This is a genomic window from Enterococcus sp., from assembly GCF_032555305.1.
GTDB lineage: Bacteria > Bacillota > Bacilli > Lactobacillales > Enterococcaceae > Enterococcus_A.
Map to the genome: position 1 here is coordinate 55,336 of NZ_JAWGOQ010000022.1, position 24,289 is coordinate 79,624.

At 38.2% G+C, this 24,289-nt stretch carries 27 protein-coding genes; 7 read left to right on the forward strand and 20 right to left on the reverse strand.

Annotated features, from left to right (window positions below):
• Positions 1-24 precede the first annotated feature (24 nt).
• Positions 25-291, forward strand: coding sequence for a hypothetical protein (locus tag E6139_RS15530; RefSeq protein WP_316404064.1), 267 nt, complete (start codon positions 25-27; stop codon positions 289-291).
• Positions 292-383: 92 nt separating this feature from the next.
• Here the strand turns inward: E6139_RS15530 and E6139_RS15535 are convergent, their stop codons facing one another.
• The 8 genes from E6139_RS15535 to obgE form a co-directional block, all read right to left on the reverse strand.
• Entirely contained in the window at positions 384-896 is a 513-nt protein-coding gene (locus E6139_RS15535; protein ID WP_316404066.1) for an adenine phosphoribosyltransferase, read from the reverse strand.
• A gap of 14 nt (positions 897-910) precedes the next feature.
• Positions 911-3,190: a single-stranded-DNA-specific exonuclease RecJ gene (gene recJ, locus E6139_RS15540; RefSeq protein WP_316404067.1), complete on the reverse strand. Its 2,280-nt coding sequence runs from the start codon at positions 3,188-3,190 to the stop codon at positions 911-913.
• A gap of 89 nt (positions 3,191-3,279) precedes the next feature.
• Positions 3,280-3,708: a lipopolysaccharide assembly LapA domain-containing protein gene (locus E6139_RS15545; protein WP_316404069.1), complete on the reverse strand. Its 429-nt coding sequence runs from the start codon at positions 3,706-3,708 to the stop codon at positions 3,280-3,282.
• An 8-nt stretch (positions 3,709-3,716) separates the two neighbouring features.
• Positions 3,717-4,505 carry an SDR family oxidoreductase gene (locus E6139_RS15550; protein ID WP_316404070.1) on the reverse strand — a complete coding sequence of 263 codons (789 nt, stop codon included), beginning with the start codon at positions 4,503-4,505 and terminating at the stop codon, positions 3,717-3,719.
• Positions 4,506-4,544: 39 nt separating this feature from the next.
• Positions 4,545-5,468 (reverse strand): ribonuclease Z, encoded by a 924-nt coding sequence (gene rnz, locus E6139_RS15555; protein ID WP_316404072.1) that lies wholly within the window; start codon positions 5,466-5,468, stop codon positions 4,545-4,547.
• An 88-nt stretch (positions 5,469-5,556) separates the two neighbouring features.
• Positions 5,557-6,105, reverse strand: a complete 549-nt coding sequence (locus E6139_RS15560) for a DUF456 domain-containing protein (protein WP_316404073.1) — start codon at positions 6,103-6,105, stop codon at positions 5,557-5,559.
• A gap of 143 nt (positions 6,106-6,248) precedes the next feature.
• Positions 6,249-6,983, reverse strand: a complete 735-nt coding sequence (locus tag E6139_RS15565) for a helix-turn-helix domain-containing protein (protein ID WP_316404074.1) — start codon at positions 6,981-6,983, stop codon at positions 6,249-6,251.
• A gap of 722 nt (positions 6,984-7,705) precedes the next feature.
• On the reverse strand, positions 7,706-9,019 hold the full coding sequence (gene obgE, locus E6139_RS15570) for a GTPase ObgE (protein ID WP_316404076.1): 1,314 nt from the start codon (positions 9,017-9,019) through the stop codon (positions 7,706-7,708).
• A 268-nt stretch (positions 9,020-9,287) separates the two neighbouring features.
• Between obgE and gap the strand changes: the two genes are divergently transcribed.
• A complete protein-coding gene (gene gap / locus E6139_RS15575; protein WP_316404077.1) occupies positions 9,288-10,298 on the forward strand; it encodes a type I glyceraldehyde-3-phosphate dehydrogenase in 1,011 nt (336 codons plus the stop codon).
• A gap of 156 nt (positions 10,299-10,454) precedes the next feature.
• A complete protein-coding gene (locus E6139_RS15580) occupies positions 10,455-11,204 on the forward strand; it encodes a peptidylprolyl isomerase (protein WP_316404079.1) in 750 nt (249 codons plus the stop codon).
• A 52-nt stretch (positions 11,205-11,256) separates the two neighbouring features.
• On the opposite strand, the gene fabZ is transcribed toward E6139_RS15580, so the two are convergent.
• Entirely contained in the window at positions 11,257-11,706 is a 450-nt protein-coding gene (gene fabZ, locus E6139_RS15585; protein WP_316404080.1) for a 3-hydroxyacyl-ACP dehydratase FabZ, read from the reverse strand.
• 161 nt (positions 11,707-11,867) lie between these two features.
• Between fabZ and fabI the strand changes: the two genes are divergently transcribed.
• The gene (gene fabI / locus E6139_RS15590; protein ID WP_316404082.1) at positions 11,868-12,623 is read left to right on the forward strand and encodes an enoyl-ACP reductase FabI; all 756 of its coding nucleotides are present in this window, start codon (positions 11,868-11,870) and stop codon (positions 12,621-12,623) included.
• Positions 12,624-12,964: 341 nt separating this feature from the next.
• On the opposite strand, the gene E6139_RS15595 is transcribed toward fabI, so the two are convergent.
• Positions 12,965-13,978 (reverse strand): branched-chain amino acid aminotransferase, encoded by a 1,014-nt coding sequence (locus E6139_RS15595; RefSeq protein WP_316404084.1) that lies wholly within the window; start codon positions 13,976-13,978, stop codon positions 12,965-12,967.
• Positions 13,979-14,134: 156 nt separating this feature from the next.
• Here E6139_RS15595 and E6139_RS15600 point away from each other — a divergent pair, with 156 nt between their 5' ends.
• Positions 14,135-15,049 carry a mechanosensitive ion channel family protein gene (locus tag E6139_RS15600; RefSeq protein ID WP_316404085.1) on the forward strand — a complete coding sequence of 305 codons (915 nt, stop codon included), beginning with the start codon at positions 14,135-14,137 and terminating at the stop codon, positions 15,047-15,049.
• Between the two features lie 43 nt (positions 15,050-15,092).
• Here the strand turns inward: E6139_RS15600 and E6139_RS15605 are convergent, their stop codons facing one another.
• From E6139_RS15605 to racE, 6 genes are all read right to left on the reverse strand, one after another.
• A complete protein-coding gene (locus E6139_RS15605) occupies positions 15,093-15,680 on the reverse strand; it encodes a DJ-1/PfpI family protein (RefSeq protein WP_316404086.1) in 588 nt (195 codons plus the stop codon).
• Between the two features lie 85 nt (positions 15,681-15,765).
• The gene (rpsN, locus tag E6139_RS15610) at positions 15,766-16,035 is read right to left on the reverse strand and encodes a 30S ribosomal protein S14 (protein ID WP_316404087.1); all 270 of its coding nucleotides are present in this window, start codon (positions 16,033-16,035) and stop codon (positions 15,766-15,768) included.
• Positions 16,036-16,274: 239 nt separating this feature from the next.
• Entirely contained in the window at positions 16,275-16,763 is a 489-nt protein-coding gene (gene cbpB / locus E6139_RS15615; protein WP_316404089.1) for a cyclic-di-AMP-binding protein CbpB, read from the reverse strand.
• 92 nt (positions 16,764-16,855) lie between these two features.
• Positions 16,856-17,368 carry a metallophosphoesterase gene (locus E6139_RS15620; RefSeq protein WP_316404090.1) on the reverse strand — a complete coding sequence of 171 codons (513 nt, stop codon included), beginning with the start codon at positions 17,366-17,368 and terminating at the stop codon, positions 16,856-16,858.
• Positions 17,365-18,702, reverse strand: a complete 1,338-nt coding sequence (rph, locus tag E6139_RS15625; protein ID WP_316404091.1) for a ribonuclease PH — start codon at positions 18,700-18,702, stop codon at positions 17,365-17,367. The genes E6139_RS15620 and rph overlap by 4 nt, the downstream gene beginning before the upstream one ends.
• A gap of 1 nt (position 18,703) precedes the next feature.
• Positions 18,704-19,525, reverse strand: a complete 822-nt coding sequence (racE, locus tag E6139_RS15630; RefSeq protein ID WP_316404092.1) for a glutamate racemase — start codon at positions 19,523-19,525, stop codon at positions 18,704-18,706.
• A 139-nt stretch (positions 19,526-19,664) separates the two neighbouring features.
• On the opposite strand from racE, the gene E6139_RS15635 reads away from it, so the two are divergent.
• A complete protein-coding gene (locus E6139_RS15635; RefSeq protein ID WP_316404093.1) occupies positions 19,665-19,895 on the forward strand; it encodes a hypothetical protein in 231 nt (76 codons plus the stop codon).
• A 55-nt stretch (positions 19,896-19,950) separates the two neighbouring features.
• Here E6139_RS15635 and E6139_RS15640 read toward each other — a convergent pair whose 3' ends face one another.
• The 4 genes from E6139_RS15640 to E6139_RS15655 are packed head-to-tail and all read right to left on the reverse strand — an operon-like array spanning position 19,951 to position 22,847.
• The gene (locus E6139_RS15640) at positions 19,951-20,601 is read right to left on the reverse strand and encodes an amino acid ABC transporter permease (RefSeq protein WP_316404094.1); all 651 of its coding nucleotides are present in this window, start codon (positions 20,599-20,601) and stop codon (positions 19,951-19,953) included.
• A 20-nt stretch (positions 20,602-20,621) separates the two neighbouring features.
• Positions 20,622-21,266 (reverse strand): amino acid ABC transporter permease, encoded by a 645-nt coding sequence (locus E6139_RS15645; RefSeq protein ID WP_316404095.1) that lies wholly within the window; start codon positions 21,264-21,266, stop codon positions 20,622-20,624.
• Entirely contained in the window at positions 21,266-22,099 is an 834-nt protein-coding gene (locus tag E6139_RS15650; protein WP_316404097.1) for a transporter substrate-binding domain-containing protein, read from the reverse strand. Before E6139_RS15650 ends, E6139_RS15645 begins: the two co-directional genes overlap by 1 nt.
• A gap of 10 nt (positions 22,100-22,109) precedes the next feature.
• Entirely contained in the window at positions 22,110-22,847 is a 738-nt protein-coding gene (locus E6139_RS15655) for an amino acid ABC transporter ATP-binding protein (protein WP_316404098.1), read from the reverse strand.
• Between the two features lie 261 nt (positions 22,848-23,108).
• Here E6139_RS15655 and trpS point away from each other — a divergent pair, with 261 nt between their 5' ends.
• Positions 23,109-24,119: a tryptophan--tRNA ligase gene (gene trpS / locus E6139_RS15660; protein WP_316404099.1), complete on the forward strand. Its 1,011-nt coding sequence runs from the start codon at positions 23,109-23,111 to the stop codon at positions 24,117-24,119.
• The last annotated feature ends 170 nt before the right edge of the window (positions 24,120-24,289 follow it).

Here is a 24,289-nt window from a genome sequence, read left to right on the forward strand (position 1 = left end):
TATTATTATTAGGAGTGATTATTGATGAAAGCAGTAAGAAGATTTGGTTTGATTATCGCTGTATTGTTACTAGGTTTATTGATTGGTAAGTTAGGTTCCTTAGCTACGATCGTCATTTTCTCTGGTTTGTTTCTTGTATGGTTTATGTTGTGGGATGAACGCAAGTATGCTCAGCATTACGCTGAACGTCAATACGATGATGATAATATAGATGAAGAGTTTTACTATAAAGAACCTGCCGAAGATTTTTATTATGTGACTTATGATCATCATTATCACAAATCGGCTTAATTTCAATTTTCAAGCTGCTGGATAAAATCTAGTAGCTTTTTTTAATTTTGAATAGTAAAAAAGCTGGAGATTATTTCTCCAGCAATCTATTCTTAATAGTTCATTAAAGTTAAAATATCGTACCCTTGAATTTTGTCACGACCATGTAATTCTTCAAGTTCGATCAAGAAAGCACACCCAACTACGATTCCGCCGAGTTTCTCAACTAATTCAATCGTCGCCTTTATTGTTCCGCCGGTAGCTAACAGATCATCAGTGATCAATACACGTTGACCTGGTTTAATCGCATCACTATGGATCGTCAAAGTGTCTGTGCCATATTCTTTTTCATATTCTACTTCAATAACTTCACGAGGTAATTTACCTGGCTTACGCACAGGTGCGAAACCTAAGCCTAGTTCAAATGCTACCGGACAGCCTACGATAAATCCTCGGGCCTCCGGTCCAACTACCATGTCGATTTGTTTTTCCTTTGCGTAGTTGACGATTTGTTTGGTTGCTTCACGATAAGCTTCTCCATCCGCCATAAGTGGTGAAATATCGCGGAAAATGATCCCTTCTTTAGGATAATCTGGGATACTAGCAATATAATCTTTCAAATTCATTTCGGTATTTCCTCCTAGCTTTTCAGCCAATTTCTAATCGTTTGAATATCATTCATCAATAAAAATTCTTCACTATCAATTCGTGCCATGCGTTTTTGGTATATATCGCTCTCTTCGAAAGCCCGCGTCTGTGGAGACTCAACCATTTGCAAAACGCCGTCGTCTATTGTAACAAATTTTAACTCAGAAAACACGTGAATCATGAATACAAGCAATTTTTCTGGAATTCTTAAGTAATTCGAAACAACTTTTAATTTAAAGCGAATGTCCACTCTCGGTTGTTTTCGGAAAAATTGATAGAGCTCAGTAAATTGTTTTCGACTGGGTAAGCCATTCAGATAAGCCTCATCTGGACTATAAAGGTACAAATAAACACGCTCAAAATTGCCATTCTTAACAATCTCCTTAAGCAGTTCTTTTTGATCAGGGCAGTCGAGAACTACTAAATGATCGAATTGCATTAAAGAGATCGACTGATCATACAAAGTAACAGGTATTTCTAAATCTTTTGAAAAGAGTTTTTGAGTTTTGGCGTGAAATGCAAGGTAGAGTACTTGATCACTATCAATTTTTTGCTTCCATGTGTATTTCGCCCGGCGATCAATCACCTGCAAACCATTGGAAGAAAAATCAATCAATCGTAATTGAACCTTTTTTTGCCCATTCCATTCATTAATCTCAAGATCACCAACGAACCTTGTTTCTGGTTGCTGAATCTCTTCCCCATCAGCTCCGAACCCAAAACCAATCGCGTCCAGCTGATTATCTCCATTCTTCAAGGAAAACTTAACATGCTGCTGATCACTGCCGATTTTTTTAAAGAAACTAACATTACCATCCACTAAGAAATACGGAGCTGGATTATCCGTCCCAAACGGTGCCAGTTTTTTCAGTTCTTCGACAAATTTCAAATTAATTGCTGATAACGGTAAAGATTCATCGATCAATAGTGTGGAGCCCTTAGTCAGATCAATTTGTTCGATAGAAATATAATCGTTCATCATTTTCTGGAGGGCAGGAATATTCTCTGCTGGCATTGTCAATCCGACTGCTGCGGCATGTCCACCAAAATGAGTGAATTCGGTTCGCATTGTATTCAACATCTTAAATAAATCTAGCGCCTCAATACTTCGACCAGATCCTTTTGCCACACCGTTTTCATCGATCGATAGAATAATTGTTGGCCGTCCAGTTTGCTTTAAAATATTCCCTGCAACGATCCCCAAAACACCAGGATTCCATCCTTCTGCCGCAATTAAATGGACTGCATCTTCGGAATTCACTAGCACAGCCGCTTCTTCTGTTGTTTTCTGAACGATCTGCTTCCGTTCATTATTAATTTGATCCAACTTTTCAGCCAGTTCGTGTGCAAGCTCTTCATCAAAGGTAGTCATTAATTCAACCGCTGGATTTGGATCTCCCAATCGTCCAATTGCATTTAGTCGTGGTCCTAAGCTAAAACCGATACTTATTTCATCAACTTTCTGCAGTTCTACTCCACTAACCTTTAGTAGCTCCAACAACCCTATACGTTGTGTTTGCTTAATCGCTTGCAATCCTAATTTCACTAGATTCCGATTTTCTCCGGTCATTGAAACTAAATCTGCGACAGTCCCTATCGTAACAAGATCCAGCATTTCGAGCGGCACTTCTTCCAATAATGCGGTCGCTAATTTGAAGGCGACGCCCGCACCAGCTAGCTCACCAAAAGGATATTGACCATTAGGATGACGCGGATGAACAATGCAATAAGCATCCGGCAATACTGGAGGCATCTCGTGATGGTCTGTAACAATCACATCAACACCTCGTGAATTGGCATAGTCGATTGCTTCATTACCAGCAACCCCGTTGTCCACAGTAATGATCAATTGTATTCCGTCATTAATCTTCTCTGCGAATAGTTCCTTATTTGGACCATAACCATGAATGAAACGATTCGGTAGTACGTAATGAACATCGGCACCGATCATTTCTAAAGTTTCAAGCATGATAGAAGTACTGGTGATCCCATCCGCATCATAGTCCCCGTATATCAAAATCGGCTGACTTTCCATGATAGCATTTTGAATACGTTCTACTGCTTTGTCCATATCGTACATCAAGAATGGATCATGCAACTCATCAATACTCGCCCTCATCAACTTAGAAAAGTCTTCAAGTGTATGTATATTTCGATTCCATAAAAGTTCAGCAAAGGTTTCACTATAGCCTTGATTCAGCATTTCTTCTTTGAAAGCCGAGTCAATTGGACTTGCGTCTCTGAATTGCCAATCGAAGTTTGATTTTTTCACTGTATCACTTCCCAACCGTATTAGTATAGCAAAAAAGAATCAGACAAGAAAGAGAAGAAGACCTTAGTTTTCAACTAAGATCTCCTTTACTAATCATAATAATCAACTGGATGTTGATTTTTCTTTTCCGGCTGCGAGTTTTCCAGCGCCGCCAATGCTTGATCCTTTTCTTTTAACAGACTTTCATAATTTGCTTTTAGTACTGCAACTTCATTTTCTTGTTCGCGTTGAAAGGCGGCTTTTTCTTCAGCCAGCTTTTGCTCATTGCTGGTTTCGTAACTTTGAATCTGCTCTTTCAATTGTTTGATTTCTTTACGCTGTTGAAACATAGTTGCACCTGAAGTCAGTAAGACAATTAATGCTCCTATTAAAGCCGAACCAATGATTACTAGAACTAGCGATAAATAAATTTTATTGATCAAAAAATTTACTGGAATTTCTTGACTATTAGAAAGTGCAAAGATCACAATTATTAAGACTAAAATAAAACCTAAAAATACCTTCCATTGCTTTTTCATTCACATTCCTACTTCCTATTGAATAGCCCACCTGCTAAAAAGTCTCCGATACGAGGGAATAAACCGTAAAATAGACTGGCACCCTCCATGATGAATGGACGGTTAATTTCGCGAGTCGATTTACCCATTTTATTCACGATCGTTTTAGCTAATTTTTGGGGATCCAATACGATGCCACCTAGGTTTTCGAGGTAGCTGCCACTTGGATCAGCTTTGTCAAAGAATTCCGTAGCGATCGGTCCTGGATTGATCGTTGTTACATAGACATTTGCTGGTCGTAATTCTAAACGTAAAGCATTTGAAAAACCCAGTACGGCGAACTTTGTTGCTGAATAGACAGTTGATTTTGGTGTCGCCATTTTTCCAGCCATCGATGCTACGTTGAAGATATGTCCACTTTTATTGTTAACCATCGAGATAGCAATCTTTTGTGTAAAATACATCATACCTAAAACATTAACCTCAAACATTTTCTGCGCCGCAGTTAAATCAAAGTCAATGAAGTTTTCAAATAAACCGAACCCCGCATTATTCACTAAAACATCAACATTGCCTACTTCATCTGAGATTTTTTCGATTACAGCTTCGACACCGTCGGGATCGGCGATGTCTAGTTGAAATGCAAAAGCATCTTTTCCGCTCAACTCACTACAATGCTCCTTCACTTGTCCAATTAGATTGATCCTACGTGCACAAGTGACGACAATAGCTCCGCGTCTAGCAGCTTCATAACAAATTTGCTCGCCTAGACCCGCGGAACCTCCTGTCACAACGACGACTTTATCCGTTAAATCCATGCAGTTCCCTACTTTCTAACTATGCTTTTTATCTGCTTCTTATGAGAATGGAATATCAACAATATCGAAATCTTTAGCAATCTGAGTGTTTGGAAAAACCTCACGTGCTTCTTCTTCCAATTCCTTCGCTTCTTTTGCTAAGTATCTCGCAGAAATATGCGTTAACATCAATTTCTTAGCGCGGGCTTCTTTAGCAATAGTCGCTGCCTGATGAGTTGTAGAATGAAAATAAGCCTTAGCAAGTTTTGCCTCATTTTTATTAAAGGTACTCTCGTGTACGATCACATTGCTATTTTTAGCAAAACTAGCTGATTTACTTGTATAACGGGTATCGCCAAAGATTGTAACGATTCGGCCTTTTTTACTCTCACCAACAAAATCTCTTCCGTCTACTATTTGTCCATCTGATAATGTAACTTTTTGTCCTTTTTTTAGTTTCCCATAGATTGGGCCAGCAGGAATTCCTAGCTTGGATAATTTGTCGACTTGTAGCATGCCCTCATGATCTGCTTCTTTCACACGAAAACCGTAGCTTTCAACACCGTGCTCTAATAACATACACTCAACCATGAATTGTTTATCTTCAAAAATGACACCTTCGTTTAATTCGATGAAATGAAGCGGATAGGATAAATGCGTCTTTGTTACTTGCAAAGAAGTTCGCACATAATTTTCTAAACCACTCGGACCATAAAGTTCGATTGGTTCCTCTCCACCTTGAAAAGAACGACTGCTTAATAAGCCTGGCAAACCGAAGATATGATCTCCATGTAAATGGGAAATAAAGATCTTTTCAATTTTACGCGGTTTGATGTTCGTTCTCAAAATCTGCATTTGAGTTCCTTCACCGCAATCAAATAACCAGATGGCATTGCGTTCGTCTAAAAGCTTCAGGGCTAATCCGCTGACATTTCGATGCTTTGCAGGCACACCTGCACCTGTCCCTAAAAATTCTAATTCCATAATTCTCCTGACTTTCTATCAAATTAATCTTATTCTAGAAGAAAGCCTCGCATAGTGCAATCCAAATAAAAGATATTTTATTTATCTTTCAACTCTCTTCTGAATTAATATCATCCTCAGATTTGTCCTTTGAGGCTTTTGCCATTTCCTGAGTTTTTTTCACTTCAGCTTCCACATCATCATACTCGAGGCGTGTGATTTCTCCACCCAGTTCCATCATGATTAACTGATTCAACGGACGATTATCGTCTTCTTCAGCGATTAACAACAAAGCCGTATCACCTTCACCAATTTTATCAATCAAAAATTCAAAAACACCAGTGGCTTCGCGAACTTCTTTTGCATCCTGAGTTGCTCCGATCATTCCTCCTGTGAACCAGCCCAATAAGATGCCTATTGGTCCGCCAAGAATACCAACCATCATACCAATTAAACCCCCGGTAGAACTCTTGTTGCTGCCAGTAAAATCTAAAAAGTCTTCTATCTCAAATTTATGTTCTCCATCATTAGAATGATGGACGACAGCCATTTGCTCTCCCTTAAAAGATTTGTTCATATGCAATCGTTTGGCTTTTGAGAAGGCCTCATATGCTTTTGATTCAACGTCAAAGTTCATGATTATTACACGTTTTTCCATTGATTTTCGCTCCTTTGTTCTTTTACTTTAGTTTAGCAAGAAAAAGTTTTTTTGGAAAATAGAATGAGCTAGTATTTCATAAATAAGAAAAAAAGACTATAGGAGCATTTAAAAATTAAATGCTTCTATAGTCAGAATAGGATTTAATTACCTGTTTTGATTTCTTCCATAATCCGATCATCAACGATGTAATGATCGAAGAAGACTTTAGACAATTGATAACCTTCACCCCAATTGGTACGGATAACATCATATTCAACTCCGTCAATTTTTAGCTTGTTGCGAAGATGCTTAATAATTGTTGAGAGACGAGTCATGTGACTAGCCGAGTCACTATCTCCCCAAATTTTGACAGCTAAATCATTTCGACTGATTGGAGCTTCCTTCGTTGAGATCAATGTACTTAACATCTCACGTTCTGAACGAGTTAGGTTCCATAAAGGAATTGGACGTTTTTCATGTTCGTCTTCTTCTTGTTGTGATCTCATACCAAAACCGATTGAGTATACGGATTCCTTCAGTGTTTTCTCAGCAAGTTTCTCTCTTAACCCGCTAAGCGTCTCTTCTTCAAGCAACCACTCATCGATACCTTGCGCCTCCCAATCAGCTTTTTCCTCTTGTTGAGGCAAACGATCAGTTTCTCTGATTATCGTGAATTTTTCACCAACTTCTTCCAAAACAATTGTCAATTCTTGATCAGAAATCGTTTCGCTGACAATTAGAATGTCAAAAAAATTCATCACTTCTAATGGTACTTGTTTTGCTTGAAGCATGGTTAGTAGTTTTGCAGAGCTTAAAACTTCGATGTTTAAGCGTTGCAGTTTTTCCACTAATGGTCTCTCAACTAAAATATTGTGCGTTAAAATTAATACTTGCATCACATTATTCCCCTTTTTTATTATTAAAAATAAGTTCCCAACCAATTGACTCGGAATTTTTATTAATTAACAATATAATTATTACTTGTTACAATGTTAGTTTACACTGGCATCTCCACTTGCGCTACCAAAAAGCTTATATTTCACTAATCACAATTAGAATTATTGATAAAAATTTTGGGTTAAAAAAACTTTTCTTAGATAAAATAATTCAATTATCATTTTTAAACAACACTTTTCAAAATGATTCATAAAAATTTAGAACATATAACGCTTGTGATTTTTAGGGATTTTTGTTAACAAAATACATTCTTTTCACTAAAATAGAGTGCTATGAGTATTGAGTTGGCGAGAATTAACCTTTGAATTTTCCTTTATCTTTTTTAAAATAGGCCTTTCGCCCTATTTTCTTCTTGGAAAAGAATATTCAATATTATTAAAACTTATGATTCATAAAAAAATAGCGACAAAAAGCTCTAAAAATAACACCACTCTTTTCTTAATTATTTCGCTTTCTGTTTTTTTAACTATTCAAAATTCTTCAATCAAAAATTTCTCTTAAAAATAAATTAATAATTGAAGATACCTTTTCATGTATTTATTGAAAATCGCCTTTTATATTGATGATTAAAAACACTTTCTTTTTACTTTCAATACACAAAAAAGTACTGCAAAATGATTTGCAGTACCTTTAACAATTAATAATATTTTTTTCTCTTATCTTAATCTACGAATTCAAACTCAAACTTGTCTATCCGTACAAGATCACCATCTTTTGCTCCACGAGCTCGTAAAGCTTCATCAACTCCCATTGACCGAAGCTGCCGTGCAAAGCGCATGACGGTTTCGTCATGATCGAAATTGGTCATCTTAAATAGTTTTTCTAGTTTTTCTCCACTCAGTACCCAAGTAGCATCTGGTTCGCGCGTGATCGTAAATTCTGGCTCATTGGATTGGAAGCCGTAATTCACAGTATCCTCTTCAACCTCTTCATCATATAATAAGAATTCTGGTGTAACATCCAACAAATCAGCGGCAGCGTTCAATAGACTATCTAAACCTTGCTTCGTAATCGCTGAGATTGCAAAAACCGGAATATCTTCACCAAACTCATCTTCTTTATCCTTTTGCAGCTGTTCCTTAAACTTCTTCAAGTTCTCTTCAGCATTAGGCATATCCATTTTATTGGCTACGATAATTTGAGGCCGCTCTAATAAGCGTAGATTATGCGAACCCAATTCTTTATTGATTGCAAGATAGTCTTCATAGGGTTCGCGACCTTCCATCCCACTCATATCGATTACGTGCAAAATGACTCTTGTACGTTCGATATGACGTAAAAATTGTGTTCCTAAACCAACTCCTTGTGATGCTCCTTCGATCAAACCCGGTAGATCAGCAGCGGCAAAACTGCGCCCATCACTAGTAGTCACCATTCCTAAATTAGGAACTAAAGTTGTAAAGTGATATGCACCAATTTTAGGCCGCGCAGATGAAATTACAGAAAGAATCGTTGATTTTCCCACTGAAGGAAAGCCGACTAAACCGACATCTGCCAAGACCTTCAATTCTAGTTCAATGTTACGTTCTTGACCCGGCTCGCCATTTTCAGCTAACTCAGGTGCAGGGTTTCTCGGAGAAGCAAAACGGGTATTCCCGCGTCCACCTCGTCCACCATGAGCAACAACCAATTCTTGACCATTTTCAATTAAGTCTCCAATCAAAGCACCAGTGTCCGCATCACGAACTGTCGTACCTGGGGGAACACTAACATAAGTATCATCTGCTCCACGCCCATGCATGCCTTTGCTCATTCCATTCTCTCCAGGAGTGGCCTTAAAATGACGATTGTAACGAAAATCCATTAAAGTACGCAAACCTTCGTCAACCACTAAAATGACATCGCCTCCTCGTCCACCATCACCACCAGCTGGTCCGCCATCTGGTACATATTTTTCACGGCGAAAGGCAACCATCCCGTCGCCGCCCTTTCCAGCTTTAACATCGATCGTTACTTGATCTAAAAACATGGACATCTTCGTGTCCTCCTTCTCTCTTTATTCTAATGACTAATGAATCTCCACATTAAACAAAGTCTCGTTTATTGTAGCTAGATTAATGGAAAAAGTCCATTCTTATTGATAGAAGCTTTTAAAAAAGTAGTTAGATTAATACTTTTTTAGTGATTGAACTTTAATACTTTTTCTCAGGTAATATCTTTTGACAAAAAAATTGATGCGTTGCAAAATAAAAAATGTAAGGCATCAAGCTTTGCTTGATATTAAAAAGGAGGAACTTTTGGTTATGACAGTAAAAGTAGGTATTAACGGATTTGGACGTATTGGTCGTTTAGCTTTCCGTCGGATTAAAGAAGTATCTGACGATATAGAAGTAGTAGCAATTAACGATCTTACAAGTCCTACAATGTTGGCACAATTATTACAATTTGATTCAACACATGGCACATATCCCGGAACAGTTACTGCAACAGAAGATTCAATCGTTGTTGACGGCGAAAAAACTCGTGTATATGCTGAACCAGATGCAAGCAAAATTCCATGGGCTAAAGAAAACGGTGTGGATATCGTGCTTGAATGTACTGGTTTTTATACTTCAGAAGAAAAAGCACAAGCACATATTGATGCTGGTGTAAAACGCGTTGTTATCTCAGCTCCTGCTGGCCAAATGAAAACAATTGTTTACAACGTAAATGATGATACTTTAGATTCTAACGATAAAATTATTTCAGCAGGTTCTTGTACAACCAACTGCCTAGCCCCTATGGCTTACTTCTTAAATGAAGAATTCGGTATTGAAGTTGGTACAATGACAACTGTTCATGCTTACACTTCAACACAAATGCTATTAGATGGACCAGTTAAAGGCGGCAACTTACGTGCTGCACGTTCTGCTGCTGACAATACTATTCCACATTCAACTGGTGCTGCTAAAGCAATTGGCTTAGTAATTCCAGAATTGAACGGAAAATTACAAGGACATGCGCAACGTGTTCCCGTTGTTGATGGTTCATTAACTGAATTGGTTTCAGTACTTAAAACAAAAGTAACTGCAGACCAAGTAAACGAAGCAATCAAAAAGCATACCGTTGATAACCCATCATTTGGCTATGATGATCGCGAAATCGTTTCAGGTGACGTTATTGGTACTACTCAAGGATCAATCTTCGATCCAACTCAAACTGAAGTAACTTCAGCAGGCGATTACCAATTAGTTAAAACTGTCGCTTGGTATGACAACGAATATGGTTTTACTTGCCAAATGATTCGTTTGTTAGAAAAATTTGCTAACCTATAGAAACAAGTATAGAAATTAAGAGAGGTCAAGTGACCTCTCTTTTTTATTTCCATCTTTTAATAAATTTTTTGAAGCAAAAAATCACCCTTTTTTCATAGGAACTCTTGAAAAAGTTTGTTATCATAAGGATGATAATAACTTTAAAAGGAGAATGTCATGCATTTCAAAAAATTGATGATCGGTGCAAGTTTAGCCTTGTCAATCGGTCTATTCGCAGCTTGCGGCAGCGATAACTCAACCAAGGATACAAAAGAAAGTACCGCAAAAACCACAGAATCTAGTGTAGATTTAAATAAATTGGATCTGCCCCAATTGAACGACAAAGTAACAGACGACGAATATTTGGTTGAACTTGTTACAACGGAAGGCAGCGTTAAAATCAAACTATTTCCAAAGCAAGCACCAAAAGCCGTGGAAAATTTTGTTAAGCATGCAAAAGATGGGTACTACAAAGATACCCCTTTCCATCGTGTGATCAAAGACTTTATGATCCAAGGCGGTGATCCTAAGGGCGATGGAACTGGTGGTGAAAGTATCTGGAAAAAAGGCTTCAAAACTGAAGATTCTAAACAGCTATACAATATTCGCGGAGCCCTTTCGATGGCTCGTTCTGAATCGCGCAGCAGCAACGGCAGCCAGTTTTTCATCGTAACCAACAATGAGGATCAAAGTGATGGTTTAACGATCCAATATTACCCTGAAAAAATCATCGAGGCCTATAAAAAAGGCGGAGCTCCAAGTCTTGATGGTGAATATACTGTCTTTGGACAAGTCATTGAAGGCATGGATGTTGTTGACAAGATTGCAGGCGGAGAAGTGAAAGACAGTGGTTCTGGCGAAAAATCTACACCTGTCGACCCAGTCAAAGTAACTGAAGTCAAAGTTTTACAAGAACCTAAGAAATAATTGCTAAAAGAGCCAAAATCTCAAGAGAGATTTTGGCTCTTTTTTGTGTACGCTATTTTTTCTGCTCCTTATCCCCTACGATGAAGGTGAATTCGCACTCTGTCACTACTTTTTCTTCTACTGTCGCCCACGCTTTAGCTGTTCCCACGGGTCCCTTGACTTTTTGAATGTCAAAATTTAAGAATAAAACATCTCCCGGTCGAACAAATTCTAAAAAGTTTGCTTTGTTGATACCACCGATATAAGCGGTCTTTCCTTCAAAGGCAGCTGATTTGAGAATTAGCAATGAACCTGCTTGCGCCAATGCTTCAACAATCAATGTTCCTGGCATGATCGGCTCACCTGGAAAATAACCTTGGAAAAAGTCTTCATTCATCGTTAAATTTTTTACTGCCGTAATATGTTTTTCATCTTCAAATTCCGTGACTGCATCTAAATAATAAATGGGAAAGCGATTTGGGATCGCAGCCATAATTTCTTCGACATTCATAATTTTTTCCATTTTGCACCTCTATGAATATTTTATTTGATTATCAAACTATCATATTCTAGTAGTTTTATCAAGGTGTATTGGAATAATCAAAAAATAGTTTGACAATCAAAGCTTTTTCCAACATAATGAGAGCATATTATTTTTTATATTATTTAGGAGTGTGTCATTTAATGTCTATTTTAGCTGGAAAAAAAATTATCGTGACTGGCGTAGCCAATAAAAAAAGTATCGCTTGGGGATGTGCGAAAGCCATTGCTGATCAAGGAGCAGAAGTCATCTATACTTACCAAAACGATCGTATGAAAAAAAATTTGGTAAAATTAGTTGGTGAAGAAGCTAGCATGTTTGAGCTGGATGTTGCGAGTGATGAAAAAATCGAAGCAGCCTTCAATGCAATCAAAGAGAAAGTTGGTTCAATTGATGGACTAGTTCACTCAATTGCATTTGCTAACAAAGAGGAATTATCTGGTAACGTAACTGAGATCACTCGGGATGGTTTCCAATTAGCTCAGGATATCAGTGCTTACTCTCTATTAGCTGTCTCAAAATATGCAGCTCCATTAATGACCGCCGGCGGAAGTATAGTGACAATGACTTACATGGGTTCTGAACGTTCGATCCCGAACTACAATATGATGGGGATCGCTAAAGCTGCACTAGAGGCAGAGGTTCGCTACTTGGCGACTGAACTAGCACCGAAAAACATTCGAGTAAATGCGATCTCAGCAGGTGCGATTAAAACTTTAGCTGTAACAGGCGTAAAAGATTATCAATCATTACTGAATCTATCTGAAGAACGGACACCAGATAAGGTAGCCGTTACGATTGAAGAAGTCGGAAACTCTTGTGCCTTTTTACTTAGTCCATTAGCAACTGGAATCATTGGTGACATAATTTACGTCGACAAGGGCGTTCATTTAAGTTAATGATTTGAGATGTGTTGTTTTTCGACACACTTCTTTTTTGGTAATTTGTTAAATAAAGAATACGAACAGTTTACTTTGTTTTCAATAAGTAAACTGTTCGTATTCTTTATTTTTGTTAAGTATTTTCCGTAAAGAGTTTGTACTGATTAATAGTTGTAAACTCAAAAGATTTCCAAAATCCCCATTAGTATAGCGAAAAGTATTCGCTTGACCGGTGATTCAATGGTACTTTTAACATAATGAATGTGTACAAGACAAGACCATAAAGCCAAAAATAGTAAAACCAATCCCCTTAAAACACTCCAGATAATAGTCATTTTTCTCCGTAAGACATCTAAAACTTACACTTCAAAGATCCAACCATCAGGAGCTTCAACATCCCCAAATTGAATTCCTACTAACTCATCATATAATTTCTTTGTAATAGGACCAGTTTCTGTCTCACTATAAAACACATGGAAATCATCACCGTTTTGTATCCCTGCAATTGGCGCGATAATTGCAGCTGTTCCGCATGCACCAGCTTCAGCAAATTTGTCAAGCTCGTCTAAGCGAACGTCTCCTTCAATCGCTTCTAGGCCAAAACGTTCTTTTGCCAAATATAGTAATGAATATTTTGTGATACTTGGTAAGATTGAAGGTGATTTTGGTGTGATGAACTGATTATCATGCGTTATTCCAAAGAAATTGGCTGAACCGACTTCTTCTATTTTCGTATGCGTAGCCGGGTCCAAATAAATACAATCAGAAAAGTTGCGATCATGTGCAATTTGTCCGGGCAATAAACTCGCGGCGTAATTTCCGCCAACCTTAGCAGCCCCTGTACCAAATGGTGCTGCGCGATCGTATTCAGACACAATAAAATTACTTGGAGTCAATCCACCTTTGAAGTAAGGTCCCACCGGCATACAAAATACGCCAAATATATATTCTGGTGCTGGAATAATTCCGATATTAGGCCCCACCCCGATGAGATAAGGTCGTAAATATAATGTCGCTCCTGTGCCGTAAGGCGGAACATATTCATCGTTAGCGCGCACTACCTGTTTGACCGCATCAATAAATTTATCTTCTGGAACTGCTGGCATCTGCAGACGTTCAGCGCTTTTATTCAAACGTTTAGAATTTTCATCTGGTCGAAATAAATTGATTTTTCCATCTTTTCGGCGATAAGCCTTTAATCCTTCAAAACATTCTTGACCGTAATGAAGACAGGTCGAGCCTTCATTAATAGTGATCGTATTATCCTCTGTTAATACGCCTTCATCCCATTGACCATTTTTCCAATGAGAAATATAGCGAAAAGGCGTTTTCATATAATCAAAGCCTAGCTCTTCCCATTTTATATTCACCATTCTACCATCCCCCTCTTATTTAAATGCTAGTCTATCATTTTCTTTCATCATTGTCATGATTTTTTTCAATTATTAGAAATCTATGATTTCATTATCTTGGTCGACAGAAAAGCGAAAGATTGTTACACTATTTTTATTAATCTATAGGAGTGGCTTATGTTTTTATATTCAACGCAGACAGTTGATTCCAGCAATATTAACGTGGTGGATCAAGCGACTGAACAACTATCTGCCTGGCAAAAATACTGGCAGGCAATCGACTGGGATCGTGTATTTTCAATTCTGATACAAAAAGGGTTGACGATCATAGCGGTTCTTATCTTATTTTATTTAATCAGAAAAATCGGCAGCTTTTTAATCAATCAATCCTTCGAACGACAAAAGAAAAAAATGACTGACAATGCAACAAGGATTGAAACAATCCATGCATTGACGGTAAATATCTTTTCTTATACACTTTTTTTCTTTTTTCTTTACTCAATTTTGGATACATTGGGAATTCCTGTTGGTTCACTTTTGGCCGGAGCAGGAATTGCAGGTATCGCCATTGGGTTAGGAGCTCAAGGCTTTACGAATGATATCATTACTGGTTTTTTCATTATTATGGAGCAGCAGATCGATGTTGGTGATTATATTCGTTTGGCGAATTTACAGATTGAAGGAACTGTTACTTCGGTTGGTATACGTATGCTACAGATGAAATCTGCTGATGGGACTGTCCACTTTATTCCCAATCGAAATATTACGACGATTAGCAATCTATCTCGCGCCCATATGCAGGTGAAAGTTGATATTCGGATACAACCAGATGAAGGTTTTGATAAGATCAGTCGCTTAATAGATGAAGCAAATCAGAAACTTGCTGATGATTTTAAAGATGAAATTTTTGATGGACCAACGCTCTTTGGTATGGTTGACTTGGGCAACAGTAATTACGCAATTCGGACCATTTTATATGTAACAAACGGAAAACAATATAAACTACAGGAAGAGTTCTTAACAGCCTACGTTAAAATATTAACTCAAAACGGCTTTTCCATTCCAAACAATCCGATTGCAATAGGAAAATAACGAAGCTCACTTCATAATCACATGAAGTGAGCTTCGTTATTTATTATACAAATGGATTTCCATATTTTTCACGATAACCATAGAATCCCAAACGATACAAATCCACTTCCCTCTTTGCTTCAATCAGACTGTCACCAATCAATTGCAGAGCAAATTCGGTAAAATCTAGTGCAGCGGTGCCGTTTGCGGTAACAAGGTTTCGATCACTGACAGCTTGTCTCTCAATAAAGTTTCCGGGCGTCTGATAGTTTGGAAAATCTTTCCAAAGAAAACGAGCATTTCCAGTATGCCTGTAGCCTTCTAAAAAACCATGAAGTGCTAGATAATCTACCGCGCCGCAAATCGCAGCCACTGGCAAATCGTGTGATAATTGCTGTTCAATGATTGCATAAAGCTCCTTGCTGTGGATGTTCCAAGAATTACCACCGATCAAAACTAACAAATGATACATTTGATCGATTTTTGATAGATTCAGATCAACCGTCGTTTGGATGCCACCGATGGATTCTACTTGAGGCAAGTTCGAAGCTGTTTTTACCTGCCAATTATCTCTTTGATTTAGAAGGCTCATTAAATAGGCGCCTTCCCAATCGGCATATTGATCCAACAAAACAAATAGTGCTGTTTTCATTCTATCGCTCCCTTCTGCTTTGTCCCTTCAGTTTAACAAAATTAGAAAAAGAAAGCTCTACCATTTGGACCACTTTATTTCTTTTTTACCAACTAGCCTTCTTAACGCCAGGGATTTGACCTTTATGAGCCAGTTCACGGAATTTTATACGAGACATCCCAAATTTTCGCATATATCCCCTTGGGCGACCATCAATCTGATCGCGATTTTTCAGTCGGTTAGGGTTTGAATCACGCGGTAATTTTGCTAATCCTTCGTAATCTCCTGCAGCTTTTAAAGCTAAGCGCTGTTCTGCGTATTGGGCGATTATAGCCTGTTGTTTTTGCATCTTTACAATTTTCGATTTTTTAGCCATTCAGCTTCTCCTATTCTTTCTTCTGAGCTTAATCGTAATGATTCCTGTTTAAACACTCGTTAAAAAATAGCATTCCTGAATTAGAATGTCAATCAATCTGTATCCACACAATTCATCTTTCTGTGAAAACACATAAACAGTAACAAATATTAGAATTATACTAAATGAAAAAAGACTTCACATCAAAATAATGAATGTGAAGTCTGTATCAATCGTATTAGTTATCCATAGCTCAATGATCAGCTCGTTGAGTTCGCATGTAAAATCAACTTTGCTTCCGGATTCTTCCGCTCAAAAACGTGGAAGGTATAATTCACTGCTTTCAGAATCTCACGCCGAGTCACAATTCCGCAAAATACACCTTCGTGATCTAAAACCGGTAAGAATGACGCATCTACTAATAAATGCAGAACGTCTTCTAATTCAGCGTCTGGACGCATTACCGCTACATCTGTCTTCATAACATCTGCAACCGTCAATTCCTCCAAATTGGATGTATCAATACCATCGATCCCAAGCATTTTTTTTACAATATCATTCAAGCTTAACAGACCAACAAAGTGATCTTCTTTATCTAAAACTGGAATCGTTGAGTATCCAGCTTGTGATAAAAGCAGTAAAGCATGTTCCAATGGATGTTCCTTCATTACATTAGCAACATTTTCCGCTGGAATCACCATGGTATCCTCATGTTCCTTCATTAATTGTTCAATCGCGGGACTAATCATATGACGCCTCCGTTCTAATGTCTTCTTCTTTATTTTACCTTAACAGTTAAAAGAAAGCGTTGTTTCTCCAAATGTTTAATAAAAATTAGGAACTAACGTTCAAAATCTACCGCTAATTCTTCGATCGGTTGATGAGCACGATTATAATATTGAATACGGTATCCCGTGTTTTCACTATCAATAATAGCATAACTAGGGATTCGAACAGGGCCTCGAGGTTGTGAGATACTGCCAGGATTTACAAATAGGATATCTTTATCTAGTTCAGCTACAGCTTGATGAATATGTCCAAATAAGGCAATATTTGCACCGACCTCTTCTGCTTGCAGTGAAAGCATTGTAAGACCAAAGCGCACATTCGAAAGATGTCCATGTGTAATATAAATAATATCGTCTCCAATCGTGATGATTTGCTCTTTTTTGTACCCAGGATCATAATCACAGTTTCCAGTAACCACTGTAAAGTGTTCCCACAATTCATCATTTGATTTTAACTCAGAGTCTCCGCAATGAAACATGTGATCTACCATTCCAACGTAACGATTAACGATTTCCACTAAAATACTGCGGTCACCATGATTATCGCTAACAACTAAATATTTCATTTATTCTCCTCCAGCCATTCTTTCCAGGTTCTTTCTAATTCTTTGACGGCCATCCCGCGATGACTGATATCGTTTTTCTCTTCAGCTGTTAATTCAGCTGATGTCTTATTGTACTCAGGAACAATAAATAATGGATCATAGCCAAAACCATTGTCTCCTTGTGGAATCCGAGCGATTCGCCCTTCCCAATCCGCTTCGACTACTAAACTTTCTTTTCGTGGTGCCGCAAAAACTAATGTGCAATGAAAACGAGCATTTCTTTTTTCGTCTGGTATATCAGTCAATTCGTGCAATAATTTTGCATTGTTAGCCGCGTCACTTTTTCGTTCACCAGCAAAGCGGGCAGAGAAAATTCCAGGCATTCCGTTCAAAGCATCCACAACTAAGCCGGAATCATCTGCTAATACTGGTTGCTGCAAAATATGAGCGATAGTTTCAGCTTTTAAACGAGCATTTTCTTCGAATGTCTTTCCTGTTTCTTCCACATCGGGTAAATCAGGATAATCTAATAGCGTTTTCGTTTGATAGCCTTCTTTTGCGAATAATGCTGCGAATTCTTTTGCTTTTCCAGGATTACGCGTAGCGATTACAATGGTTTTATCTTCCGTTTCAATGTTTGGAAAAAGGACTTCTTTTTGATAAGTGATCAGTTCTTCAATCCCTGCTTTCCCGTGTAAAATCAACGCATTCAACTCAGTATCGTCAAAAGTCGCTTCTTCGCCAGTTCCTTGAATCTCAACAAAACGACCTGATTCGGTCATTACAAGATTCATATCTACGGCAGCCGAAGAATCCTCTTGATAATCCAGATCAGTCACAACGGTTCCATCTGGCAGCATACCAACACTGATGGCAGCTAAGTGTTCTTTGATTGGATCCTCAACTAATTCGCCAACAGCCAATAATTTATTGATTGCTAAACGTAAAGCAACGAAACCTCCAGTGATACTAGCAGTTCTGGTTCCGCCATCCGCTTGGATTACATCACAATCAACAATGATACTGCGTTCACCTAATTTCTCTAAATCGATCACAGCACGTAGAGACCGGCCAATCAGACGTTGAATCTCCATCGTTCGTCCAGTTAACTTTCCCTTAGCGCTTTCGCGACGATTACGCGTATTTGTTGCTCTTGGTAGCATACTGTATTCAGCAGTTACCCACCCAGTCCCACTTCCTCTTAAAAAGGGTGGCACAGAATCTTCCAGCGTTGCTGAACAAATCACTTTCGTATCGCCAAATGAGATGACAACTGAGCCTTCTGGATGTTTAAAAACATTTGTTTCGATCTTGATCGGTCGCAACTGCTGAACTGTTCTTCCATCATGTCGCAAATTATTCTCCTCCTAATTCAATATGAGCTACGTTCAAATTCGTAATATTTAACCAATCGCCCGCAATATCTTTAAACATTTTAGGTGATCCTGTCGTGTAAAAAGTCCTTTTCTTTATTTCTTCTCGTTCATAATTATTTAGATTGAAATAGTCCAGTAAAGTGCTGACATCGTTGACGGTTTCTGCTCCTGAATCAATCAATGTCACCTGCTGTCCGATTTCATTTTGAATTATCGGGCGCAACAAGGGATAGTGGGTACATCCTAAAATCAAGGTATCCAATTTCTCTTTTTTCAATGGGGCTAGAGTTTGAGAAACTATTTTTTTTGCTACTGAACTATTGAACTGATTACTTTCAACAATAGGTACAAATTTTGGACAAGCCAGACTTGATACATAAGTATCTGGAGCTTTTTCCTGTAACTCATGCTTATAAGAACCACTCTTGACTGTTCCTAATGTTCCGATAATACCTACACGACCCGTATTGCTGGCTTTTAATGCAGCACGTGAGCCGGGTTGGATCACACCGATTACAGGAATATCAACGTTCTTTTTGATTTCATCTAAGGCTACCGCAGTAGCTGTATTACATGCAATCACAAGCATTTTAATATTTTTCTTCAATAAAAAACGAGTCATCTGCCAAGTAAACTCTATAACTTGCTCAGCTGGTCGTGGTCCATACGGGCATCGGGCCGTATCCCCAAGATATAATATCTCTTCATTTGGAAGCTGACGCATCGCTTCTTTGACTACCGTCAAACCGCCTACGCCAGAGTCGATAAATCCAATTGGTCGTTCATTTGACAAAACAATCATCCTATCTCGTTACAAGTACCACCCTATTTTCCACTTTTTATTAAAATTTTTCAAGCCCCAGAACCCTGTCTTATAAAAAGCGTTTTCTTTTGAATGGATAACAATCAGTGCTAAACTATTGTAGAGAGAGGTGGATAAAATGGATAAAAAAGAACTGACCGAAAATATGGGTAAAGTTTCAGCCGGTGATCGTAATCAAGATCCCGCAATCAAAGCAACTGAAAAGGAAGCCGAAAAACAAAAAGAGTACAGAAAAGATGACCATGAACCAGGTATCTTAGAAAAACTTGGTAAAACAGAAGCTGGTGCCATTTATGAAGATCCAGCTATGAAAGAGACTGAACGAAAAACTGAAAATGAAAAAGAGTGAACAAATAAAAAGGCGAAGGCCTCCCGCATTTTTAAGCCGGGAGATCTTCGCTATTTTAATAGTTGTATTTGCTCGTTTCCAAAAAGTTAGAAAGCAGTGATAGTAAGTAACAAACGACAAAATACATGGCGGTCATCGCAATAAACATTGGAATGACATAATTAGTATTTTGTCCGTAAATAATTTTGGCGTTATGGGTCAGTTCTGGTAATGAGATAATGACAGCTAACGATGTATCTTTAATTAGAGAAATCAACTGACTCAAAATTGCCGGTAGCATTGATTTGAACGCTTGTGGCATGACAATCATTGTCAGTGTTTGAACATAGGTCAAACCTGAGGACATCCCTGCTTCGGTTTGACCAATCGGTACAGCGTTCAAGCCGGCACGAAATATTTCTGATAGCATCGCTGATTCGAATATCGTTAATGCAGCAACAGCTGCCCAAAAGATGTTCAGCTTAATCCCAATTTGTGGTAAAGCAAAGTAGGTAAAGAAAATAATCAGTAACAATGGTAAGTTCCGAATGATGTCAACGATGATACCGACGACTCGTGAAAGAATCGGAACATTACTATACCTTACTGTTCCCGCTACCCCTCCAAGAACCATACTAAAAATGATTGAGACAACTGAAACTTGAATCGTCACCCATAGCCCATCTAAAAGAAATCGCAAATTAATCCATGAAAAAGCTTCACTCATATTCTTTTACTCCTTCCCTTCTAGGCATTTGACCAATGTTTATCTAAATAGTTCATTAGATAAGACAATGGCAACGTCAGGATCAAATAAAACACCCCAACAATAATGTACGTATCGAACGTGTTAAAAGTCGTGCTGGCGATTAAATCTCCTTGATACATCAAGTCCAAGCCCGCTACCATTGCCAAAATCGATGAGTTTTTAATCAAATTGATAAATTGATTTCCCAATGGAGGTACAACGATTTTGAAGGCTTGCGGCAGCACTATATACCGCATTGTCTCAGAATAAGAGAATCCGGAAGATAATCCTGCTTCCATTTGCCCATTAGGGACAGTTTGAATCCCCGAACGGACAGTCTCGGCTATGAATGCTGAAGTATAAATTGTTAGTCCGATCGTACCCGCCTGAAAACCATCAAAGCTGTAAAAATACATTGGAGCTACGACATAAAAAAACATTACAATGATCAACAATGGGATATTTCGGAAAAATGCAACATAGGCCTTCGCTAAACTGCGAATAATTCGATTGTGAGACAGCTGCAAGATTGCCATCAATGTCCCGATGATCAAACTAAATACCAAAGCTAATAAACTTGCATAGATTGTATACTTAAACCCGCTGACAAAATCAGCAGAAAATGTTTGAAATAATTGTGTCATTAGAACTGCGCTCCCTTCTTCGCTCGACCATCTGCATCTTTAGGGAACCATTTTTCGAAAATTTTATTGTAGGTGCCATTATCATGCATCTTGTGCAGCGCAGCATTGACTTCCTTTACAAAATCATCCTGTCCTTTATTAATGGCAATTCCATACGGTTCATTTGTGAAAGTGCCGCCGGTTAACTCATAATTGTCATTTTCTGATGCCATCCCCAATAAGATCGCATTATCTGTCGTCATTGCTTGACCTTGTCCAGACTGCAACGCTGTAAATGCTTCTGCATAATTTTCAAGCTCGAGAATATTTGCTTCTGGTGCATGTTTCCGGATATTGATAGTTGAAGTCGATCCCTTAACAGCAAGAACAGTGTCTTCCGATGTTAAATCCTTGATATCTTTGATGTGGCTCCCCTTCTTAACTAACAAGCTTTGTCCTGCATCAAAATAGATATCAGAAAAATCGACCTCTTTTTTTCGATCTTCAGTGATTGTCATAGTCGCAATGATCGCATCAATATTTCCATTTTTTAGTAACGGAATTCTGGTTTTTGAAGTTACTTCAACAAATTCTGCCTTACCATCCTTACCCAGAATTTCCTTTGTGATAGCCTTAGCAATATCTATATCAAAGCCTTCAACTTTACGCGTTTTGATATCCATCATACCGAATAGACGCGTATCGTATTTTACGCCCCAGATGATCGTTGGTTCCTCTTTGATTCGTTTCGCGATGTTTTCGTTTGCGACACTTTCTCCTTTACATCCAGACAGCACAATCATAAGCAGCAGCGGAAGAATGAACAAGGAGACTAATTTTTTTAACTTTGACATAAGCAGCCTCCTAATGATTGATTACTTTGCTGACAAATTGTTGTGCTCTTTCGTCTTGAGGCTTCTCAAAAAATCCTTTGACATCACGAGTGTCTTCTAAAACCTCTCCATCAGCCATAAAAATAATTCGATCTGCCACCTCTTTGGCAAATCCCATTTCGTGAGTAACAACAATCATGGACATACCATCTCGCGCGATTTTCTTCATAACATTCAATACATCACCGATCATTTCCGGATCCAGCGCAGATGTTGGCTCATCAAAAAGCAGCAAGTCGGGATTCATCGCTAAACCTCGAGCGATGGCGATCCGTTGTTGCTGTCCCCCAGATAACATGGAAGGATAAGAGTCCTTCTTATCTAACATGTCTACGCGATTTAGTAATTTCTCAGCAGCCTTAGTTGCCTCTTCAGAGGACTGTTTCAAGACTTTAATCGGTGCTAACGTAATATTTTCTATCGCTGTTTTGTTTGGATAGAGATTAAAATGTTGGAAAACCATTCCGATATTTTTTCGAATGTCCTTTAATTTTACATCTTTACTATGCAAGTTCTTATCGTTAACCAATAATTCTCCAGAAGAAATATCTTCTAGACCGTTAATACAACGCAACATCGTGCTCTTTCCTGATCCAGATGGTCCGATCACCACGACAACTTCTCCCTTTTCAAAGGACAAGTCAATTTTTTTTAAGGCATGAAACTTCCCATAGTATTTTTCCACATGCTTAAATTCAACCATTGGCATGTCTTACCACCTCATTTTCCCTTAGCATTTTCTAATTTTTCCAATGTGAGTTTAATTATAAGCTAAATTTTTTTACTTTGTAAAGAAAAAAACTCAGCCTTCGAAAAAAGTTTTTCAACAACTTCTCTTTCGATGTGATATTTTATAACATTTACGTGCTTTGTACTTTTAATAAAAATGATGATAAGAGTTGTCATGTTTAAAAAAAAAGGTTAGTATTTGAAGAGACTATTGAAAGAATTTTTACGAAAAGGTGAGTTAATGAAAAATATCATTTTGACTGGAGATCGTCCAACTGGACAATTACATTTAGGGCATTATGTTGGTTCGCTAAAAAACCGCGTTCTGATGCAAGAAGATCCTGAAAATAAATTATTTATTATGATCGCCGATATGCAGGCGTTAACGGATAACGCAAAAAATCCAGAAAAAGTTTCATCAAATGTTTTGCAAGTTGCGTTAGATTATATGGCAGTAGGGCTAGACCCGAAACGCTCAACACTCTTTATTCAATCGCAAATTCCTGAACTAGCAGAACTGACAATGTACTATTTAAATCTTGTCAGTGTTGGACGTGTTCGCCGGAATCCGACAGTAAAATCAGAAATTGAACAAAAGAAATTTGGTGAAAGTGTTCCTACCGGTTTCTTTATTTACCCAGTTTCTCAAGCTTCCGATATTACTGCTTTTAGAGCTAACTTAGTTCCAGTTGGCGAGGATCAGAAACCAATGTTGGAACAAACACAAGAAATTGTTCAAAGCTTCAATCACACGTACGGTGAAGTTTTAGTTGAACCAAAAGGCGTTTTTCCGGAAAAAGGTCAAGGCCGTCTGCCGGGTATTGACGGCAATGGAAAAATGAGTAAATCATTGGGGAACGGTATTTATTTAGCAGACTCCGCCGACGTGCTGGCGAAAAAAGTCATGAGTATGTACACCGATCCAAATCATATTCATGTAGAGGATCCTGGTCAAGTTGAAGGTAATATGGTTTTCACCTACCTAGATGTTTTCGGTAAAGACAAAGAAAAGATCACTGAATTAAAAGAGCACTATCGTCGAGGCGGTCTGGGCGATGTTAAGATTAAGCGTTATTTAATTGAAGTCTTAGAAGCTGAGTTTGGACCCATTCGAGCTCGCCGTGAAGAATATGCAAAAGATCCAGACGCTATTATGCAAATGCTTAAGGAAGGCAGCGAAAAGGCACAAGCCGTAGCTGCTGATACTTTGGCAGAAGTCAAACAGGCTATGGGTATCAATTACTTCGGTTAATTCAAAAAGCACTCGAAAAATTTCGAGTGCTCAGACTGTAGACAAAGTCCATTTTATGGATGCTGTCTACGGTCTTTTCTTTTATAATAGATTTATGAAATCGAATACAAGGAGTGGTAGTTATGATGTCCAAAAACAATACGAACGGCAGAAATCAATTCGCGATGCTC

Excerpts from the sequence above, each read along its gene's own strand:
- E6139_RS15605 (WP_316404086.1), bottom strand. The coding sequence starts at position 15,680 with ATGAAAACAGCACTATTTGTTTTGTTGGATCAATATGCCGATTGGGAA.
- E6139_RS15530 (WP_316404064.1), top strand. The coding sequence starts at position 25 with ATGAAAGCAGTAAGAAGATTTGGTTTGATTATCGCTGTATTGTTACTA.
- E6139_RS15635 (WP_316404093.1), top strand. The coding sequence starts at position 19,665 with ATGGATAAAAAAGAACTGACCGAAAATATGGGTAAAGTTTCAGCCGGT.
- E6139_RS15545 (WP_316404069.1), bottom strand. The coding sequence starts at position 3,708 with ATGAAAAAGCAATGGAAGGTATTTTTAGGTTTTATTTTAGTCTTAATA.
- rnz (WP_316404072.1), bottom strand. The coding sequence starts at position 5,468 with ATGGAATTAGAATTTTTAGGGACAGGTGCAGGTGTGCCTGCAAAGCAT.
- E6139_RS15645 (WP_316404095.1), bottom strand. The coding sequence starts at position 21,266 with ATGACACAATTATTTCAAACATTTTCTGCTGATTTTGTCAGCGGGTTT.
- trpS (WP_316404099.1), top strand. The coding sequence starts at position 23,109 with ATGAAAAATATCATTTTGACTGGAGATCGTCCAACTGGACAATTACAT.
- E6139_RS15640 (WP_316404094.1), bottom strand. The coding sequence starts at position 20,601 with ATGAGTGAAGCTTTTTCATGGATTAATTTGCGATTTCTTTTAGATGGG.
- E6139_RS15560 (WP_316404073.1), bottom strand. The coding sequence starts at position 6,105 with ATGGAAAAACGTGTAATAATCATGAACTTTGACGTTGAATCAAAAGCA.
- E6139_RS15620 (WP_316404090.1), bottom strand. The coding sequence starts at position 17,368 with ATGAAATATTTAGTTGTTAGCGATAATCATGGTGACCGCAGTATTTTA.
- E6139_RS15550 (WP_316404070.1), bottom strand. The coding sequence starts at position 4,505 with ATGGATTTAACGGATAAAGTCGTCGTTGTGACAGGAGGTTCCGCGGGT.
- E6139_RS15580 (WP_316404079.1), top strand. The coding sequence starts at position 10,455 with ATGCATTTCAAAAAATTGATGATCGGTGCAAGTTTAGCCTTGTCAATC.
- E6139_RS15565 (WP_316404074.1), bottom strand. The coding sequence starts at position 6,983 with ATGCAAGTATTAATTTTAACGCACAATATTTTAGTTGAGAGACCATTA.
- E6139_RS15600 (WP_316404085.1), top strand. The coding sequence starts at position 14,135 with ATGTTTTTATATTCAACGCAGACAGTTGATTCCAGCAATATTAACGTG.
- obgE (WP_316404076.1), bottom strand. The coding sequence starts at position 9,019 with ATGTCCATGTTTTTAGATCAAGTAACGATCGATGTTAAAGCTGGAAAG.
- racE (WP_316404092.1), bottom strand. The coding sequence starts at position 19,525 with ATGATTGTTTTGTCAAATGAACGACCAATTGGATTTATCGACTCTGGC.
- rpsN (WP_316404087.1), bottom strand. The coding sequence starts at position 16,035 with ATGGCTAAAAAATCGAAAATTGTAAAGATGCAAAAACAACAGGCTATA.
- E6139_RS15535 (WP_316404066.1), bottom strand. The coding sequence starts at position 896 with ATGAATTTGAAAGATTATATTGCTAGTATCCCAGATTATCCTAAAGAA.
- E6139_RS15650 (WP_316404097.1), bottom strand. The coding sequence starts at position 22,099 with ATGTCAAAGTTAAAAAAATTAGTCTCCTTGTTCATTCTTCCGCTGCTG.
- fabI (WP_316404082.1), top strand. The coding sequence starts at position 11,868 with ATGTCTATTTTAGCTGGAAAAAAAATTATCGTGACTGGCGTAGCCAAT.
- E6139_RS15655 (WP_316404098.1), bottom strand. The coding sequence starts at position 22,847 with ATGCCAATGGTTGAATTTAAGCATGTGGAAAAATACTATGGGAAGTTT.
- cbpB (WP_316404089.1), bottom strand. The coding sequence starts at position 16,763 with ATGATTAGTCCCGCGATTGAACAATTAATGAAGGAACATGAGGATACC.
- E6139_RS15595 (WP_316404084.1), bottom strand. The coding sequence starts at position 13,978 with ATGGTGAATATAAAATGGGAAGAGCTAGGCTTTGATTATATGAAAACG.
- gap (WP_316404077.1), top strand. The coding sequence starts at position 9,288 with ATGACAGTAAAAGTAGGTATTAACGGATTTGGACGTATTGGTCGTTTA.
- fabZ (WP_316404080.1), bottom strand. The coding sequence starts at position 11,706 with ATGGAAAAAATTATGAATGTCGAAGAAATTATGGCTGCGATCCCAAAT.